Origin of the sequence: Parabacteroides sp. PF5-9 (assembly GCF_029893105.1) — a bacterium.
GTDB lineage: Bacteria > Bacteroidota > Bacteroidia > Bacteroidales > Tannerellaceae > JARXWG01.
The window spans coordinates 32163-50713 of sequence record NZ_JARXWG010000011.1 but is presented as its reverse complement, the minus strand read 5'-3'; the positions used below and the strand labels follow the sequence as shown (position 1 = coordinate 50713).

General features: G+C 41.0%; 21 protein-coding genes. 5 read left to right on the top strand and 16 right to left on the bottom strand.

Annotated features, from left to right (window positions below):
* Positions 1 to 30 precede the first annotated feature (30 nt).
* The 3 genes from M2135_RS08025 to M2135_RS08015 are packed head-to-tail and all read right to left on the bottom strand — an operon-like array spanning position 31 to position 3823.
* Positions 31 to 1062, bottom strand: coding sequence for a hypothetical protein (locus M2135_RS08025; RefSeq protein ID WP_280747969.1), 1032 nt, complete (start codon positions 1060 to 1062; stop codon positions 31 to 33).
* A gap of 12 nt (positions 1063 to 1074) precedes the next feature.
* Complete coding sequence (locus M2135_RS08020) at positions 1075 to 2490, bottom strand: helix-turn-helix domain-containing protein (RefSeq protein WP_280747968.1); 1416 nt, start codon at positions 2488 to 2490, stop codon at positions 1075 to 1077.
* A 43-nt stretch (positions 2491 to 2533) separates the two neighbouring features.
* Entirely contained in the window at positions 2534 to 3823 is a 1290-nt protein-coding gene (locus tag M2135_RS08015; RefSeq protein WP_280747967.1) for a site-specific integrase, read from the bottom strand.
* 443 nt (positions 3824 to 4266) lie between these two features.
* Between M2135_RS08015 and M2135_RS08010 the strand changes: the two genes are divergently transcribed.
* Together M2135_RS08010 and M2135_RS08005 are read left to right on the top strand one after the other, a co-directional pair.
* Positions 4267 to 5496, top strand: coding sequence for a site-specific integrase (locus M2135_RS08010; protein WP_163355146.1), 1230 nt, complete (start codon positions 4267 to 4269; stop codon positions 5494 to 5496).
* Between the two features lie 80 nt (positions 5497 to 5576).
* Positions 5577 to 6089, top strand: coding sequence for an ORF6N domain-containing protein (locus tag M2135_RS08005; RefSeq protein ID WP_025003714.1), 513 nt, complete (start codon positions 5577 to 5579; stop codon positions 6087 to 6089).
* A gap of 55 nt (positions 6090 to 6144) precedes the next feature.
* Here M2135_RS08005 and M2135_RS08000 read toward each other — a convergent pair whose 3' ends face one another.
* Positions 6145 to 7020: a cation transporter gene (locus M2135_RS08000; RefSeq protein WP_280747966.1), complete on the bottom strand. Its 876-nt coding sequence runs from the start codon at positions 7018 to 7020 to the stop codon at positions 6145 to 6147.
* A gap of 321 nt (positions 7021 to 7341) precedes the next feature.
* Between M2135_RS08000 and M2135_RS07995 the strand changes: the two genes are divergently transcribed.
* The 3 genes from M2135_RS07995 (at position 7342) to M2135_RS07985 (ending at position 8521) form a co-directional block, all read left to right on the top strand.
* Positions 7342 to 7875 carry an antirestriction protein ArdA gene (locus M2135_RS07995; protein ID WP_163355149.1) on the top strand — a complete coding sequence of 178 codons (534 nt, stop codon included), beginning with the start codon at positions 7342 to 7344 and terminating at the stop codon, positions 7873 to 7875.
* A gap of 256 nt (positions 7876 to 8131) precedes the next feature.
* Entirely contained in the window at positions 8132 to 8338 is a 207-nt protein-coding gene (locus M2135_RS07990) for a DUF3873 domain-containing protein (protein WP_025003717.1), read from the top strand.
* Positions 8339 to 8341: 3 nt separating this feature from the next.
* Entirely contained in the window at positions 8342 to 8521 is a 180-nt protein-coding gene (locus tag M2135_RS07985; RefSeq protein WP_163355150.1) for a hypothetical protein, read from the top strand.
* 156 nt (positions 8522 to 8677) lie between these two features.
* Here the strand turns inward: M2135_RS07985 and M2135_RS07980 are convergent, their stop codons facing one another.
* The 12 genes from M2135_RS07980 to M2135_RS07925 form a co-directional block, all read right to left on the bottom strand.
* Positions 8678 to 9247 carry a hypothetical protein gene (locus M2135_RS07980; protein WP_163355151.1) on the bottom strand — a complete coding sequence of 190 codons (570 nt, stop codon included), beginning with the start codon at positions 9245 to 9247 and terminating at the stop codon, positions 8678 to 8680.
* Positions 9248 to 9440: 193 nt separating this feature from the next.
* Entirely contained in the window at positions 9441 to 9884 is a 444-nt protein-coding gene (locus tag M2135_RS07975; protein WP_163355152.1) for a DUF3872 domain-containing protein, read from the bottom strand.
* A 6-nt stretch (positions 9885 to 9890) separates the two neighbouring features.
* A complete protein-coding gene (locus M2135_RS07970) occupies positions 9891 to 10472 on the bottom strand; it encodes a conjugal transfer protein TraO (protein WP_280747965.1) in 582 nt (193 codons plus the stop codon).
* 1 nt (position 10473) lies between these two features.
* Positions 10474 to 11382: a conjugative transposon protein TraN gene (gene traN / locus M2135_RS07965; protein WP_280747964.1), complete on the bottom strand. Its 909-nt coding sequence runs from the start codon at positions 11380 to 11382 to the stop codon at positions 10474 to 10476.
* Between the two features lie 84 nt (positions 11383 to 11466).
* Entirely contained in the window at positions 11467 to 12801 is a 1335-nt protein-coding gene (gene traM, locus M2135_RS07960) for a conjugative transposon protein TraM (protein WP_163355155.1), read from the bottom strand.
* Positions 12764 to 13066 carry a TraL conjugative transposon family protein gene (locus tag M2135_RS07955; protein ID WP_163355156.1) on the bottom strand — a complete coding sequence of 101 codons (303 nt, stop codon included), beginning with the start codon at positions 13064 to 13066 and terminating at the stop codon, positions 12764 to 12766. The genes traM and M2135_RS07955 overlap by 38 nt, the downstream gene beginning before the upstream one ends.
* A 4-nt stretch (positions 13067 to 13070) precedes the next feature.
* Positions 13071 to 13694, bottom strand: a complete 624-nt coding sequence (gene traK / locus M2135_RS07950) for a conjugative transposon protein TraK (protein WP_163355157.1) — start codon at positions 13692 to 13694, stop codon at positions 13071 to 13073.
* Between the two features lie 11 nt (positions 13695 to 13705).
* On the bottom strand, positions 13706 to 14716 hold the full coding sequence (gene traJ / locus M2135_RS07945) for a conjugative transposon protein TraJ (RefSeq protein WP_036844670.1): 1011 nt from the start codon (positions 14714 to 14716) through the stop codon (positions 13706 to 13708).
* Positions 14717 to 14718: 2 nt separating this feature from the next.
* Entirely contained in the window at positions 14719 to 15348 is a 630-nt protein-coding gene (locus M2135_RS07940) for a DUF4141 domain-containing protein (protein WP_163355158.1), read from the bottom strand.
* A gap of 4 nt (positions 15349 to 15352) precedes the next feature.
* Complete coding sequence (locus tag M2135_RS07935; RefSeq protein WP_163355159.1) at positions 15353 to 15709, bottom strand: DUF3876 domain-containing protein; 357 nt, start codon at positions 15707 to 15709, stop codon at positions 15353 to 15355.
* Positions 15710 to 15721: 12 nt separating this feature from the next.
* On the bottom strand, positions 15722 to 18223 hold the full coding sequence (locus M2135_RS07930; RefSeq protein ID WP_163355160.1) for a TraG family conjugative transposon ATPase: 2502 nt from the start codon (positions 18221 to 18223) through the stop codon (positions 15722 to 15724).
* Positions 18220 to 18549, bottom strand: a complete 330-nt coding sequence (locus tag M2135_RS07925) for a DUF4133 domain-containing protein (protein WP_034542533.1) — start codon at positions 18547 to 18549, stop codon at positions 18220 to 18222. The genes M2135_RS07930 and M2135_RS07925 overlap by 4 nt, the downstream gene beginning before the upstream one ends.
* Positions 18550 to 18551: the final 2 nt, after the last annotated feature.

The window sequence follows — 18551 nt, the reverse complement described above, 5'->3', positions numbered from 1 at the left end:
ATATAAATATAAGATGTGATTTGAAGGACATCAATAGTTGGCAAATAAAATATCAACATGTTGAGCAAACGTCTCTGATTTCCTACTTGGAACTTCAGATATTGGTTCTTTATATTTGGAATTGTAGTAGCTCTTCTCAATGCCAACAGACTTCAGTATGGCGGTGCGCCATTCCGTCCGGCTCTCGGTCTTTAGGTATTCATATAGCTTGTAAATCAGATAACACATTCTAGTGCGTTCACCGGTCTTTACTGTTAGGATGGAATTAGTGGGGTGCAAATTGAGAATAGAATACAGGTCTATCTCCGATAGGTTTTCAAACTGAATATTATTGCATTTGTTATGGATTAGCGATACCAGCTTCATATCGAAATAGCTTCCCTGCTTTAGAACAGGCTTTGTTTCAACCAACTTCTTTTCTTTTTCAATTGGAAAGTAGTTGTCAAGTAGAGAAAGAAAAGAGTTGCTCAACTCATAAATGCTGCCGAAAACGTTGTCAATATATCGTGAAGCGATGTTGTCGGATTCTTTCTGCTGCCAGTAAAGGTCTTCCAGTTTCTCCTGCTCTCTTTTATATAAATTGTCCAACCTTTCTTCCTCGGTGGTCAGCCGTCGAGTTGCGATTTTATCATTTTTCCAGCTTGCGGACTCCAAAGAGTTTCTGACTTGTGTAAGTTCCTGCCTAAGTTCATTAGTATCTTTTAGCTGCCCTTCTATCTCTATCTTGAGTGGATTATACCTTTCACTATAGACTTTGCGAGTATCGATTCCAATAAAGAACTCCTTGTTTTTGATATATATTTCAATGCTCTGGGTTATTTCTGTTCTTAGATTAGAAACAATTGGTGCCAATTTTTCTTTGTCAGCAGAAAGGAGTAGATTCAGAATAGCTTTCTCAAAGGCTTCTTTATCCTTGTATTCCTCGTAAAAATCTGTTATTTGGCATTGGCTGTCAAATCTCAATGTCGAACTATCCACTACTTGTTGGTACAGTGAATTGAGTAATCTATACTGTGGTAGTAGATTTGTTAGCAATGATATATGTTCGTTTTGAGATTTCATAACGAATAGATATTAATTCTTTAAGTAATATCCTCCATTTTTTAACGCACCTCTAAACTCTATCCTATCCGTTTCTTTTAAGATACCAAGGTAGCGCATTGTTGAACGAAGGCTTTTTCCTATTTGTTCTGATATTTTTCGAGCAGATATGCCTTCATTTGCAGATATAAGTTGAAAAACGACTTCTTCAATAGGTTCTTTTGATTTTATAATGCCATTTATAGTGTCATCTTTAGGATTTATAGTGCCATTTGAAGTGTCATCTCCTGTATTTACAGTGTCATTTTTCTTTGGGCGCTTAAACGTAACAGTAAAAAAGCCTCCGTCAGCAGTAAACTTAGGTGCGGGTAATCCAGCATCTTTCATTTCATTTCGCATACGAGGAATGCCGGATGCTACTCGCTCAACCAAACTCATTCGAGTAAATAGACCGAAGATTAGTGGATTACGGCTCATGCTTCTTGCACCGAATTCTTTCTTTACAGCAGGAAGCAATCCGCCCGGATTGGAAATCTCAACTCGATCATCATATATCTCTACCATTGTTACAGCTCCTTGCTCGTAATAATCTCTGTGGGATAGCGCATTGATAATAGCTTCTTTGAATACAGGAAGGGGGATTTCCCAAATTTCCTTGCGAGGATCCATGCCCTCCATTATGTAGGAGACTCTGAGTTTGTCTTTTATCCATGCCTCTGCCTGACGGTATTGATTGTACAAAGTGCCACCATAGAATTTATCATCTATGATATGCACTTTGGTTTTCCCCTTGAAAAGAACACAATGGATAACCGCCTGCGGGAATAATCTTTCTGGCTCTTTTCCGAAGAACAATACTCCACCATTCTTTGCTGCACCTGATTCATCGAATACCTGCAAATTATTCAATATCTGATTAGTTGAAACGCTTCCGGTTATGCTTGATTCATGTCGGAAGTGCTTAAAGTTATCTTCATCTAAATCATTATTCAAGCCAAATCGGGGGCATGGGATAGCATCGAAATAAATGCGGTTGCTGGTCTGAAAGAAACTTCTTATTTCTTCGGCAGTGGTTAGCTTTTGGCAATTTGCGCCTTCACGAACATAGATTGCGCCCGATAACACATAAGGTTTGTCTTTGCCGGAAGCAACATCCAACACCCATACCGTTTTCCCATCTACATCAACAGGATACAGCGGTATTTGAATATTGGGAGATATATCTCTTATGCCATTCTGAATCTTCGAGCGGGTATTATTGTCTATTTCCAGTCCATGGATTTTGCCATTATTATCCACACCAAGCAGAAGGTAGCCACCTTCACTGTTAGCAAAAGCACAAAGTTCAGTGATTATCTCTTTAATTTTAGATGGCACTCTTATATTGAAGTCTACATTGTATCCTTCTCCGCTGCTGGCCAGTGATTTTATCTCTTCTGCTGTTATCATTCTCTTCTTAATATAAATGCAATGCAAAAGTAATCAGAATAATTCATAACTGATTGAATTTGTCCATTGCGTTGGCTTTAATCTCGTCTGCAATATCAATATAGGGTTTCATGGCTTTGTAGTCGCTATGCCCTGTCCATTTCATAACAACCTGCGCCGGAATGCCTAAAGAAAGAGCATTGCATATAAATGTCCTTCGTCCAGCATGTGTCCCCAATAATGCGTACTTGGGGGTTGTCTCGTCAATCCGTTGATTCCCTTTATAGTATGTCTCCCTTACCGGATCGTTAATCTCTGCTAGCTCAGCCAATTCTTTCAAATAATCGTTCATTTTTTGATTAGTGATAACTGGCAAGACTTTATCATGCTCAAAATGAACATCTTTATACTTGTCAAGAATTGCCTTGCTATGATTATTCAACTCAATAATCAAGCTATCAGCGGTTTTTACAGTGGTCACCTCAATGTGATTCCCCTTTATATCGCATCGTTTCAGATTAAAAACATCGGAATACCGTAAGCCGGTGAAACACTGGAACAGAAATACATCTCGCACTCGGTCAAGGTACTTCTTAGTATCGGGTATGTTATATCCTCGCAGCTTAGTAAGTTCTGCCCAAGTAAGGAATATCACTTTCTTTTGAGTTGTCTTTAGCTTTGGCTTGAATGTCTCAAAGGCGATATTGTTATTGTACCCTTTCTTCTTGCACCATCGTAGAAACCATTTGAGAAATCCCATTTGCTTGCCGATGGTGCTATTGCGGAGGTTTTTTGTGTCTCGAAGAAAGTTTACATATTCGGTCAACTTACTTTCGTTTAACGCTTCTAAAGTCAGATTTGTATCAAAGTCTTCCAAGTGTCTTTTGGTTGCTGCAAATTTCTCGTATGTAGCATCCGTCCAATTGTTCTGCGTACCACATTCCCTTACAAACTCCTTATACATATCCCAGAAGGGAACCACTTGCTCTTCCGCCTCCGGCTCTATTGGCATATCCTTCTTTAATCGGTTGTTGAAAGAAGTCTTTAGCTGTTCGGGAGTAGGAACTGTATCTATAACTTCAAAGCTTTTGAATATATCCTGTATCTCAGCAGAGTATTTCTGCAAATCGGAATTGATATCTGCTGCTGTCTGCTTCAGCTTGTTGGTGCATCCGTTTTTAACCCGCTGCTTGTCTTCATCCCATTTTGCGACATCAATGCGATATCCAGTAGTAAATTCTATCCGGTTATGGTGGTAGATAACACGCATACGGATAGGCACGTTCTCGACAACTGGCTTGCCGTCCTTCTTTCTCTTTTCAAGGGAAAAGACTATGTTTCGTTTTATATTCATTTGGGTGCAGCTAAAAAGTTACACCCAAAAGTACACCCAATTTTTCATATATGCAAGGATGTTCTATAATTCTTATTTTAAGTGTGTAGACTATATGTTGTATGATTTACAGTGGTTTGAGTGCTTCTGATTATCTATGAGGGTTCAGGAGAAAGAGCCTCTCTCTCCGCTGAAACCGGCAGACCACGCCGGACAGTAACTGGACAAAAGCCTACAAGTCAATGATTTGTAGGCTTTTTTGTTTGTATTTTGTCCAGCATAAAAGACACCAAAAAGACCTCAAAAGACACAAATCTGTGCCTAAATCGTTACCGATTCCATACCGGACAAAAACGGTAACGATTTGTCCAAAAATGACCTCTCGCTGTCCAAATTTGTACAGCCTGTATATATCTCACAATTAATACATTAAAAGTAATTTTGTAACATTAAAAAGTGAGATTATGAAGAGTACATTCAAAGTCCTTTTCTACCTTAAAAAAGGGTCAGAAAAACGTAATGGAGAGGTAACAATTATGGCAAGAATTACCGTTGATGGAAAAATTTGCCAGTTTAGTACAAAACAAAGCATCCATCCCGATAATTGGAGTGTGAAAGCTGGTAAAGCGACCGGGAAATCTTGCGCACAGCTTAATAAGTTGCTTGAAGATATAAAAGCATCATTACATCAAATCTACCATGAACAGCAACGGCGTGAAAACTACGTTACTGCCGAACAAATCAAGAATGAATTTTTAGGGCATACGGAGAACCACGAAACGTTACTGAATTTATTTCAGAAGCATAATGATGATGTAAAGCAGCTTATAGGTCTATCTAAATCTGCATCTACCTATCAAAAGTATGAAGTAACCCGCAAGCATCTTGCGAATTTCATCCAAGCTAAGTACAACCTTTCTGATATAGCTTTGAAGTCTATTAACAATATGTTTATCAATGACTTTGAAGTATATCTTATGACAGTTGGCAGATGTAACCATAACACGACTGCCAAGTTTATGCAATTCTTCAAGCGCATTGTTTTGATTGCCCGTAATAATGGGTTAATTGTCGGCGACCCTTTTGCTAACTATAAAATACGCCTACAAAGGGTTGATAGAGGTTATCTTACAGAAGAAGAAATAAAGAAAATCCTTGAACTAAACCTTGTTTCCGAAAGGCTGGAACACGTTCGGGATTTATTTCTCTTTTCCTGTTTTTGTGGTTTGGCTTACATAGATGTAGCAGGGCTTAGAAAAGAACATATCCGCAAATCGTTTGACGGTAACCTTTGGATTATGACTAAGCGTGTAAAGACCGGAATAGATGTAAATGTACCGTTACTGGACATCCCCAAAATGATTTTGGATAAGTATAAGGATAAGTTACCTAACGGAAAAATCCTTCCTGTAATCAGCAATCAAAAACTTAATTCCTATTTGAAGGAGATTGCCGACCTTGCCGGAATCAATAAAAACCTTACGTTTCATCTTGCCCGCCATACCTTCGCTACCACAACGACACTGGGTAAAGGAGTTCCCATTGAAACCGTTTCTAAAATGCTGGGGCATACCAATATTGAAACGACCCAAATCTACGCCCGCATTACTAATAGCAAGATTAGTAGCGATATGAAAGGACTTTCCGAACAGTTTACTGGTATTGAGAAAATCTATAAAAAAGCGGCTCAATAGTTACCTATTTTCAGTAGTTAACCAATGGGTAACGAATTAGGTAACGATTTTCAATGTAAAACACTAAAGTATAAATAGATATGGAATTACAAGTTATTCAAAACAAAATTTTTGAAGTCCGGGGATACAGGGTAATGCTGGACTTCCATTTAGCAGAGTTATATAATGTAAAGACAAAAGTTCTCAAACAGGCTGTCAAACGTAATATTCAGCGATTTCCTTCTGACTTTATGTTTGAACTGGATAAAGAGGAGTTTCACCAACTGGTCACAATTTGTGACCAGTTCCCCGAAACCCTAAAACATAGTTCTGTCAGCCCAATGGTTTTCACGGAACAGGGTGTAGCAATGCTTTCTACGGTGTTGAGAAGCCAAACAGCAATAGATGTAAACATATCTATTATGCGGGCATTTGTCCTGATGCGACAAATGGTTATCGGATATGATGAACTTCTTAAACGTATCGAGGAACTGGAAGAAAGTACAGATGCACAATTCAGTGAAATATACCAAGCTTTAACCCAGTTATTAAGTAAACCTGACCCCAAACCAAGAAAACCCATAGGATACAGAATACCTGATGAAGAAAAATAACTTATCACAATTTGTGATAACCTAATGATGGCGAGCCGACAAAGCCCGCCATTTTTTATTTAGCCAGCTTCAAAATTCGGATTGCACCACGAATAACAACAAGAAAAACTACTATGCCTATTATCAAATCAGGAATATTGCTTTCAAGCCACCAAACAAATAAGGCTGCTATAATAACTCCAATATTTATAATAACATCGTTTGCCGAAAATATTACGCTTGCTCTAATGTGTGCATCCTTACTTTTAGTACGTTGGAGCAACCATAGACAGATGGAGTTAGCAAGTAAGGCAAGTAAGCTAATGACAATCATAGTCTTAAATTCGGGCATAACCTCAAATCCTAAGAAACGCCTTATAACCTCTGACAGCCCTAATGCTGCAAGTAAAATTTGCAGGTAGCCACTTATAAGTGCCACTCGCTTTTTCTTTGCAATAACAGCCCCCACAGCCATAAGGCTCATACCATAAACAAGAGCATCTGCCAGCATATCAAGGCTATCTGCTACTAATCCCATTGAACCTGAAATAAGCCCTGTCGTAATTTCAATCAAGAAGAAAGCGAAATTGATTGCGAGTACAATCCATAGAACCCTTCGCTGTCGGGCTGGATTATCGGTAGAATCATTACCATCTGTTGCCACTGTTTCTTGAAGCTTTGCACCAAGATTAAGTGATTCAAGTTCTGTAATAAAATTACTGCTGTCGCCACTATGTGTTACAACTAATATCCGTTTTGCAAGGTCAAAATCAAGATGCTTGATAAATTTATTATCCTGTAATTTCATGCGAATAAGGCTTTCTTCACAGGGGCAATCCATTTTTGGAATATGAAATACTGATTTATACATAATTAGAACCTTTATTATACGATACAAAAGTAATGCTTTTAATGCTTTTTTTCCTACTTCTCTGATGTAAACCACTCCCATAGGCAGTCATTCCATCGGGGCGGTTAATCATTTCCATTTCTATATGCAAAAGTATTTACGGCTTCTTAACGTCTTTGAAAGTTCAAGCCCTAAAGGGTTTGATGCAAAAATCTTCCTGCTGCGCTTTGCTTGAGAGTATTTTTCCACAAAAACTTGCAAAGACTAAAGCCTACACTTTCCGGCATATATGAAACGAAAACGACCGACCCGACGGAAAGACGCATATAAAAAAAGTCGGATTTACGAGAAGCAGGAAAAAAAGGTTATGAAACTCAACTCCCTCACCTCAAGAATCCGCATATATCTAAAAAATCAGAAGTTATGGAAGCAACAAGTTTAAGCGAAGCAAGGATTTATGTAGGTACATATGCAAAGTACAACGATGGCTCAATCGAGGGCAAGTGGTTTGACCTTTCCGACTTTTCGGACAAAGACGAGTTTTACGAAGCTTGTAAGGAGTTACACGCAGACGAAGAAGACCCGGAATATATGTTTCAGGACTGGGAAAATATACCGGAAAATTTAATCGGTGAAAGTTGGTTGTCTGATAACTTTTTCGACATCCGGGATGCGATGGACGATTTAAGCGAAGACGAGCAGGAAGCGTTTTTAGTATGGTGTAATCACGGTTCTCACGACCTATCGACCGAAGATGCAAACGACCTTATTTCTTCTTTCAGGGACAATTTTCAGGGCAAATATAACGATGAAGAAGATTATGCCTATGAAATTGTAGAAGAGTTATACGAACTGCCGGAGTTCGCAAAAACATACTTTGATTACGAAAAGTTTGCCCGCGACCTATTTATGGGTGATTATTGGTTTGAAGATAGTTTTGTTTTTCGGGCTTCCTGATTATTTACCGGGCGGGGAAACCCGCCCACAAAACAAATTATAATGAAAGCAAGCGGTTTATTCAGGTTATTGTTCCGGGTGGGGTTACTGGCTTCAGTAATTTATTTTCTGTCCACTTCGGCGGGTATATGGGCGGTATTGATAATAGCGTTTTTCGTTATCCGCTTTATCCTACGGTTATTTGTATCTGTATTGTATAGCCTTTTGATAGCTGTGGTTTTCATCGCCTTATTACTCACTTTATTAATGTAAATATATGGAATCACTAAATAAAAACGGAGTGTCCACGACCCAAGAGCCGGGACAAGAAAAATATGTAACGTTCATTGCAGGAGCGTTCAGGGGGACAGAATATTTCCAATATGATTACCGCCATACGGATGGGGAACTTTTCTCTACGGTAGCCAAAACGTTGGAAGAGTGCCGGAAACGGCGGGATGAATGGTTAAACAAAAAACAGTAAATAATGAAGGCATATATTTTATTTCAAACGGACGTACACAAAACAAAGTCGAGCCGTGTTTGCTTTGGTGTTTTTTCTACGGAAGAAAAAGCCATCATAGCAGCAAAAGAAAACGATTTATACAGTTGTCAGTCGGAAGTTGTAATCATCGAATGTGATATAGATAAATTTGAAGAATTATAAACCAACGGGCGGAAACTCCGCCCGCTACTTTCTTTCGTGAAGTGTTCTGAAAAAGAAAGTAGCAAAGAAACCGCTTTCCAAACTTTTGATTTTTATTGATGAAAGGATCCACCGCTAACCCGGTGGATCCTTTCATATAAATAAGCTGAAATTATGTTAGAAATCAATACTTTCGTTGTTCAATAATTGTTCATTATAGTACAGCATATTTTGAGAAATCTTATCGAATATTTTGGGTATAAGATTCTCTATTGATTCAATAGTTAGATTATTTTCAATCGGGAAACCATGATATTGATGTAGATAAAACTTAATATCAATTTGTTCGTTCAATTTTAATTTCCCAAATGGATTCTCGTTTTGGTAATTATGAAAGTTGGACAAATGAATAAAACCACATCCAAATTTATAAAGGTATTGAACATATCCTTTAACTTCGGAAGCAATATCTACCATGTCTTTATCTGTAATTATTTTCATTTTGCTATTTACAGTTAAAGTGTTCCATTTTTCATCATTAAAAGTTAGACTTATAAGCCTTTCTCTCTCCTGAACAGAATTAAGACGACCTAAGTAGATAATCCGTATGAATGTATCTACTTCCTGTCTTAGTATTGATATGCAGTTACCGAATAGACGATTTTCGTAAAGCTTATTTAGAGAAAGCTTATTTTCTTCACTTCTCCTTTTTACTAATTCGATGAATTGAAAGACTATTTGGCTCATAAATATTTTTATTTCTGCAAAAATACTCATAATAAAAAGTCGAGTAATTATTTTACTCGACTTTTTCAACATATTTAAATTCAATCTATTTCTTCACCCCACAACTCTATATCTGTGGGTGCGTTCTTAATACTTATAGATATCCAGCACCATGATAGGAACTGATAGACAGCTATACATACATATATTGTATTCATTCCTTCTGCTCTTCTTTCTCATTCTCATTATTGAAAGCAAACGTTAGCTGTACCACCTGTCCGAAGCTGTCTTCAATGTATACGTCAATTTGTTGCTGGTCGGTGGAAGCGGAAGTATAGTATAGCCGGAACGTTTCGCCCGGAAGCGGGTACAAATCATTCGGAAGAAATAATGTTCCGTCCGCCATCCGCAGCGTACCTTTACCATCCGGCTGGAAATACCTGATGAAATACTTCGTTTCTTCATAATAGCCTTCCCTTTGAAGTTGAAAACGGATTTCTGCCGTTTCACCCATCTTAATCCGTTTTTGTACGGGCATCGTTGTTACCGTGAACGGGTAAACCTGCTGGACATCCAGCTTATCATCACAAGAAAACACCAGCAGCATTGCTCCCAGCAAGTACACCCCCATTAATATGTTTCTGATTATCTTTTTCATATCGCATTAATTTATTATAAACTTGAATCCTATTCCGAACTGTGTGTGAAACTTTCCGATGGAAGAGCCGAACAGCGCACGTTCACGGGCATTGATAAGGAAAACCACCCTGTCCGTCAGGTAAGTTTCCAATTCAAGCGTAGCAGCCCCGCCATAAATAAAGGCATCCTTATTGGTAAGAGTAGAGCCATCGTATAGTTCCTTATCTCCCCAGTTACTTGTTTCGTATCCGGCAAGAGCCGACAACCCGAAGGACAGGAAGAACGTTTTCCGGCGGTCGGAAAGGATTTTGATATAATACCCGCCTTCGCCCGTAAACTGGCTTACAGGCACGGTTACATTCTTATATTCATACTCCTTATTGAAGTATTCCGCACCGACCACCCAACGGTTTCCGTTTTTGGTATAAGTGGCAAGCGCAGCACCGAAATAATATGCCGATTCCGGTTTACCGGGCTTCTTAAATCCGTCCGCCATTCCGCCCGTAAGTTGGATTCCCTTTTGTCCGGGCAGGTAACGTTGTGCGTGTGCCAGGTTAAAAGTCTGGCAAAAACACAACACTGCTATAACACAGATTAACTTCTTCATTTTACTTGATTTTAAGTTCGTTAATTACTCTGGCGTTCACAATATCTGAACTTTCGATACGGATATTTTGGTGACGGCCACCGTTCTTTTCGACCAGCTCTACCACCAGTATTTTATCATCCGGAATCGTGAACTTCGGTAAGGTATAGACTGTGCGGACTGTGGACTTCCCGCCTATGGTAATCACTTCGTTAAAACTGCGGACAGGATACAAAACTGATTCCTGAATGGCGGTACGCTTTGCCACCTTCTTATCAACAACCTTAAATTTGATAAAGTCCGTGTCAAACGGAACATTGGAAGAGTTCTTCGCCTGTGTATGGAAATAAAACATCCCATTATGCACATAAATACCTTTGATTAAGAACTGTATTCCAAAACGCTTGCATCCCAAGTGGCGTATCTCCCGGTCATTGTTTTTATAGATGGACTGCATTATCAGTTTCACCAGCAACGGCGATTCGTTCCCCAGTTCACGGAAGTAAATGTTCATCCGGGTATGGGAATAATCGGTTATGCTTTCATTCTCAAGGAAATCTTTCATTTCGATGTTCAGCATTTCCGGTTCATTGGCGTATTTGGCGTTGAAGGAATAAAAACTGCCGTCCTCACAGATAACCGAAAAGTTAGTTTCTCCCGGAAATCCTTCGGTAGAAGCTTTGACACGGATAACATTTTCTGCCCCATCCGCTTTTCCTGCGATAAGATGGGTTGAACCCAAATCCACGTATTTGACTGTGGAAGGGAAAATAATGTGTACCGTTTTGGCAAACGTTACCTGAACACCGTAAGGCGTAACCATCTGCCCGTAAGGAAATTTTTGGGTAATACCCAGAAACAAATCGTTGCTTTGCGCTTTGACCGTTACTGCACCGATAACCAGTGCGAACATGATAAATAACTTTTTCATTACAAATTGATTTTTAGTTGCCATTGGCGGGTGGATAGCCCGCTTCCCGGCGGATTAATAATTGAGAAATTTTTGTGGTTGTTATTACTGTTTTGTGAATAGCATTACTTTGTAATCGGCTTTCAGGTTCACTTTTACTGTCCTGAACTTCTTTGACAGGTATTGCGACCCGCCTTGCAGAACACCCCTTGTCAAATCCGAAACGATGGCAGCCCCCGCATTTTGATTGACGGTAAAGCTTGAGCCAAGCCCAGCACCGATATTTGCCATACCTTCGTTCAGGGCTTGCATTTCCAGCGAGGACGGAACGGATAAACCTTTCTGCCCGTCCGAATCATAGACTACCAATTCAACCGGAATGATATTACCTTCATATTCCAATGAAGAGATATTAATATCCATGCGCTCACCCTGAACCCGTGCCGTTCCTGATAACAAGCTGTTTTTCGGCATCCTGATATGACCCGCCTGTAACGGCTCTAACAGGCGAAGGCGGACATTCTGCCCGTCCATCACCGACTGGTCTTCATGGATACAGGCAAGAATCGTATTCTTTCCCATTAACGACCCAGTTCCGACCGCCGTATTAAATCCATAATTCCGGGGCTGGCTGTATGCTGCAATAAACTCCGCATCACTCATAGGTACTTGAAGTCCCGAAACGGTTTGTTCTGTTACGGCTTGCACAGGCAACGCCTGAACCTTTCCCTGTATGGATGCAGTTGGCGTTACCTGCTTTACTGCCTGTTCCTGCCCGCCGTTCATGTATTTGGCTGCCAGTTCATAGGATTTTTCAAGTAGTGCCAGTTGTTCATCCGCCGTACTTTGGGTATTTTCCCGTTCATACAGCCGGGATTCCAGTTCTTCAATCTTCCGTGCCAGTTCTTCTTTTTCCGGGTCTTCTTTGGGCGTTTCGTAAAAACTTCCCAACTGTCGGTTTATATCCTGATAGGCATAAGCCGAAGATTGGACATAAGAACCATTGCGGGAAGAACCGCCGTAATAACTCCGGCTGTTACTTGATGGTTGTTCTTCCGGCAGGTCGGCGGTCAGGCTCAAGTTATCCGTAACCTTATTTTCTTCACCCAATGTAAAGCCGAAGTCCTGCAAAGAACGCATCCGGTCTTCCTGTTTCGACTTCATGGATTCCTGTTCGTAAGCCGTCTTTTTATCGCCATATATCCCGTCTTCTTTGGGTAAGGGTATATCGGCATTAAAACCGCCGATTTCGTCCGGCTTTACTTCGTCTTTTGAGGACGGGGCAAATATCAGCCACATACATCCGGCAAAAGCAAGGAACATCAACGGGAAGATGATAAGTTTCTTCCGTTTCTGTAATTCCTGCGGGGAAAGTTGCTTTTTCTCTTTCCCTTCTTTGTTGTTACTCGTTTCCTGATTCAAATTCTGATTCTGTTCCATATTTTTGTAATTGATAATGGTTTATACTGTCTTTCCGTTCCAGTTCCAAGCGTTCAATATGCCTTATCTCCAAAAATTCTTTTTCCGCACTTTTCTTTCCTATATTATATATGGAAGAAACCGTCCAGTAAATAGATAGGATACTACCGCCGAGAATAAAGGTTATGATAATGATTATCCGGGCATCTTTCGACAGGCTTCCGCAAGCGTAACGCAGCTTATCATCTACCCAGTCCCGCAGGTTTGTTAATGATTTCTTTACCATAGCCTTACCGTTTTAATACCTGTAAATCTTTATTTTCCGTAATCTCAAAAGCTTCAATGGTAAAGCCATGCGGGTTGTTATCACTCCTTACGGAGTTCAGCAACCGGCATCGGGTGATAAGGCTTCTTTCGGTAACACTACTTTCCCTGATAATCATTTGCCGGGCATAGGTCGCCACTTGATAGGGATAGTGGTCGAAGTTGCATATTACACTGTCCACCTGTACCGACTGGTTGATATTCCCGGAAATGATACGGTTATAATACCCCTTTTCGGATAAGTCCTTATAATAGTTGAAAGCACTTTTATCCGTTAGGTACAATGAACGCTGTATGTTTGATTCAATGGCGTTCTTATCCGGTGAAAGGGTGAAAAAGAGTTCGTGGAAACGCCGAACGTGTTCCTTTGCTTCTACGGGACGGTTCTGTGATAAGTCCTGCGAAAGTGCCAGCATAAGGGATTTCCCCCCATCGAGAACGTAAATCTTTTCACGCTGTTTTTCTGCAAAACTGTACGAGTTCCAAAGGGCATAACCTACAATCCCGGCACACAGGCATACAAATACAATCCCGAACAGGCGTATTTGCTTGAAACTGGTTTCTATATTTTTTAAACTTTTAAACTCCATATTTTTACTGTTTATTTTTTAATTAATTTTCCGGCGATGTTTCCACCTACTGCCCCGGCTGCTGCACCCGCAAGGTTTCCGCCACCACTTGCTGTTTTAGAAAGATTTCGGTTCATACCACCCAATCCGCCAGCCTGAATAATCCAGTTGGATACTGTTGGGATGGTGAAGTATCCCACAATTCCGATAATCATAAAAATGATGTAAACCGTATTGGAACTGTCGGGTATAAAACTGGGGTCGTCCAATAACTGTAAATCACGTTCCAGCATTAAGACCTGAATCCGGGCAAGGATGGAACTGAATAAATCTGATACGGGAAGCCACAGGTACACGCTTACATAGCGTGTTATCCATTGCGTTAAGGTTGATTGGAAGCCATCATAGACCGATATTGCAAAAGCAATCGGGCCAAGTATGGCTAATACAATCAAATAGAACGTCCGTATCGTGTCAATGACAAGGGCAGCAGCCTGAAAGAGTATTTCCAGCAGTTCCCTGAACCAGTCCCGGACTGCTTTCTTTATATTGTAAGAAGCCCGTTCCATATACATCCCCATCGTTGTAATCAAATCCGAAGGCGACCAGCCCAGTTCATCCAGTTGCTTGTCAAACTCTTCATCGGAAACGAGGTAAGCGGTTTCAGGATTCCGAAGCATAGCTTCATATTCCTTTTTATCTTTCAGTTCCCGGTACTTATTCATATCGAAGGTTTGTCCTTCCAGAATTTGATTCGTTCCTTTTACTACCGGGGATAGTACACTGTTTATCGTTCCCAAAACGATAGTCGGAAAGAACATAATGCACAGACCAATGGCGAAAGGTCGCAAAAGCGGGTACACATCTATCGGTTCGGCTCTCGATAGGGCTTGCCATACCTTTGCAGCCACATAGAATAATGCACCCAATCCCGCCACACCTTTGGCTACCCCTGTCATGTTACTGCACAAGGGCATCATATCCACATAAAGATTTTTCAGAATCTCATGCAGGTTTCCCCAATCAACGGCTAACAATGTCATAATTACCAGTATCTATCGTTAGCAGTTCCATACAGAGCCATTACACGGTCGGTATCGCTGATTTTCTTTGCCCGCAGGTAAGACACGGATATATTCTTACGGGTATAATAAGAAACCAAGTTCCGGTAATTTAATACGGAATTATATGCTTTGTCTATCCGTTCCATACGTTCGGCATCTGTCATGGACAGCCCGTTGATATTCACTACATTTTTCAGTTCCGTAAGTACATCCGAACTTTCTTCCAACAGTTTGGAATATCCGAACGCAATGGCATTGAGTTCTTCCGGTCGGAAGTTCTTATCCGATAACATTAGCTGGAAGTTGGTAACATATATATCCGTAATCTCACCGAGTAGAAGCACGGTTTTTTGTACTTTCCGGGCATCTTTCACCAAATTGTTTACCGATTTCAAGGCATCATAATATTGCTTGCCTTGGTCGTACAATTTTTTAGTTTCCTTGAAAGTATCCAGTGTATTACTGACAGTCTTTGAAGTCTGTGCAATTTCTTTGGTGGTATTGACAATACCTTGAGCCAAATTTGTCGGGTCGATTACCGCCCATTGTGCGCTGGCGTTACCTACAAACAGGCAGAGTGCCACAGCTAACATCATTATTTTTGTTTTCATTGCTTTAATTTTTTGATTGTTTCTTACTTCTTACATACTCACCGCCGGAGGATAGCAGTATCCTGTCGGTTTCGCTATCATAGCTTATCAGTATCGAAAATCCCGTTTCGATAAACAGGTATCCGTCTTTTTCTATGATTTGGTAGGTTTCCGCACGGGTTTCGCCCCTGCGGGTTCTTCGTTGCATGGTTACTTTATAGCCATCCGCACTTTCAAAGACCGTGAACGATGGTCGGTTCGTAACGCTTTCCCAATGTCCACACATGGCTTTCAGTCGGTCGGCGTTGGTTTCCTTACAGGAAGACAAAGCCAGCAGGACAGCACACAGAAGCATCGGGAAGATGAATCTTATTTGTTTCATATTGATTTGATTTTAATTAGGATTACGCTTGCTTTCGGCAAGCTGTTTAATAGCCAGTTCAAGGTCGCCATCCAGTCTTTCGGCGAGTTTGAACAGTTCGAGTTTTTCGGTTTCTTCCGTTGTAAATGCGTAATATTCTTCTAAACTTACTTCTGTGGCATACACAGCCGATTGTACGCCACCCAGTCCTATCCATACTTCTTTGTATTTCCGTCCCGGATGGTTCGCCATGTTGATGGAAAGTATTTGCGCCTTTTCTTTGTCGGTCAAACCCAGCATCGCTTGTATGCTATCGAACTTGTTCATGTATTTGCGCTGGTCGAGCAGGATTTTACAGTCGGAGTTCGTAATGATGGATTCTTTCACAATGGGAGAATGGACAATGTCGTCCACTTCTTGTGTTACTACCACCGCTTCGCCGAAGTATTTACGCACTGTTTTGAACAGATATTTCAGGTAATGTGCCATGCTGTCTTTGGCGATAGCCTTCCACGCTTCTTCCAAAAGCAACATCTTACGAATACCCTTTAACCGCCTCATTTTGTTGATGAAAACTTCCATCAAAATGATTGTAACCACAGGGAAAAGCACGGGGTTATCTTTGATGGCATCCACCTCAAAAACGATGAAGCGTTTGTTCAACAAGTCCAGTTCTTTATCCGAGTTCAGCAGATAATCGTATTCACCACCTTTATAAAAAGGTTGCAACACGAATAGGAAATTATCAATATCGAAATCCTTTTCCCGAACGTTCTGTTCGTTCAGGTTATTCCGGTATTCATTTTTAATAAACTCGTAAAAGGAATTGAAGCTGGGTACAATGGATTTATCCTGTGTTATCAGGTTGATAAAGTCGCTTACAGCATTGGACAAGGCAACGCTTTCCGCCCCGGTGGGCTTTTCATGTTCCTGTTTCCACAAGGTCAGGATAAGCGTTTTAATGGATTCCCGCTTCTCAATATCGAAGATGTTATCTTCGGTATAGAATGGATTAAATGAAATTGGGTTATCTTCGGTATATGTAAAATACACGCCATCTTTCCCGCCAGTTTTCCGGTGGATTAATTCGCATAATCCCTGATAGGAATTTCCGGTATCCACTAACAGGACGTGTGTACCCTGTTCGTAATACTGGCGTACCATGTGGTTGGTGAAGAAGGATTTTCCACTTCCGCTTGGCCCAAGAATGAATTTATTACGGTTCGTAATAATTCCTTTTTTCATGGGCAAATCGGAAATATCAATGTGAAGCGGTTTTCCGGTGAGCCTGTCCACCATCTTAATCCCGAAAGGACTGGGTGATGATTGGTAGTTCGTTTCTTCCGTAAAGAAGCACAAAGCCTGTTCAATGAAGGTAAAGAAGGATTCTTCCGCCGGAAAATCGGCTTCATTGCCGGGGATACCCGCCCAGTAAAGGGTCGGGGTATCCGTTGTATTGTGGCGGGGCTTGCACTCCATCAAGGCAAGCTGGCTTCCCACGTCATTCTTGATATGCTTTAATTCTTCCTTATCATCCGCCCATGCCATTACGTTGCAATGGCAGCGAACAGAGGTCAAACCCTGACTGTGCGCTTCGTTTAGGTACTCTTCTATCCACTCTTTATTCACCTGATTGGAACGGCTGTATTTAGACAGCGAGTGCATATTGCGGGCTTGCTTCTCAAAGCGTTTCAGGTTTTCCGCATGGTCGTCTATAAAGATATACTGATTATAGATATGGTTACAGGAAAGCAATACGCCCACAGGTGAAGCGAACGACAAACGGCAGTCGCTACGGTCAGTGGACAGCTTTTCGTAACGTGAATCAGTAGTAACCGCACCCGGCAGGTCTTCTACATCCGAAAGCGTATGTAAACACAAGGTATTGTCGCCGATACGCATATCTTCGAGATTCAGTTGCATATCCAGTAAGGTAGTCGTATCGCTTTGCGACAGGGAAAAGTATTTTTCGATAATCCCAGCTTTTTCCGGCGTTCCGGTAATCTCATCCGAGTTCAGGCGGGTAAGGGTGATAAATCCCGAATCGTTCATAATCCGTTCAAACTGCCCGACCGATTCCAAAAATTTCGTTACTGTTTCCTTATCCTGAATTTCCTTTGGAATGATGAAGCCCCGGCAAAGCGTATTAAAATTACTTTGGGTACGGCTTCTTTCCTTTGTGGTTTTTGTCAGGAACAGGTAACAGGTATGATTCAGGAACGGTCTTTCATTGAAATGCCGTTCAAAACTGCGGGACAGGAAACTTAACCCATCCTTTTGGATTTCAGGGGTATAGTTTTCTTTGATAAACCAGTCCTGTTTATGTACAATACTGTAATCGGGTAATACTTTGATTGCCTTATGCCAAGCAGAATGTATCGCTTCGTATTCAACCCCGGTAACAGTGAATAGTTCGGGTAGCTCTACCCGGAACGCCACTGTAACATCGGCATCCTTACTGATGATACAATCGTGTTCGGCTGCCAACAGGGGAAATTTGCTTTCCAACGTGGCTGCTTTTAATATATTCCTCATGCGTTCTTCTGTCTTTTATAGGTGAATAATCGGGGGATAGCCCGGCGGTTGATGATATACCGGGGATGGCTTCTGCGGGCGGTTACTTTCATAAGACCGTGTGTGCCGTATTTGTCATTTAGCATAAAAGTGAAGTACACAAGAGCCGAAGCCGCTACGACCCCGAACCCAATGCAGACCCACTGGTTTATACCTATCATATACAGAATGATGAACAATACGAAGACGGCAAGTAGCCCGCCTGCAAAAATGAACAGGTATTGGCTGCGAAGCCCTTTGAACTCCGCAGGTTTTCCAATCCCCCTGTTAATTGAATAGCTAATCATAC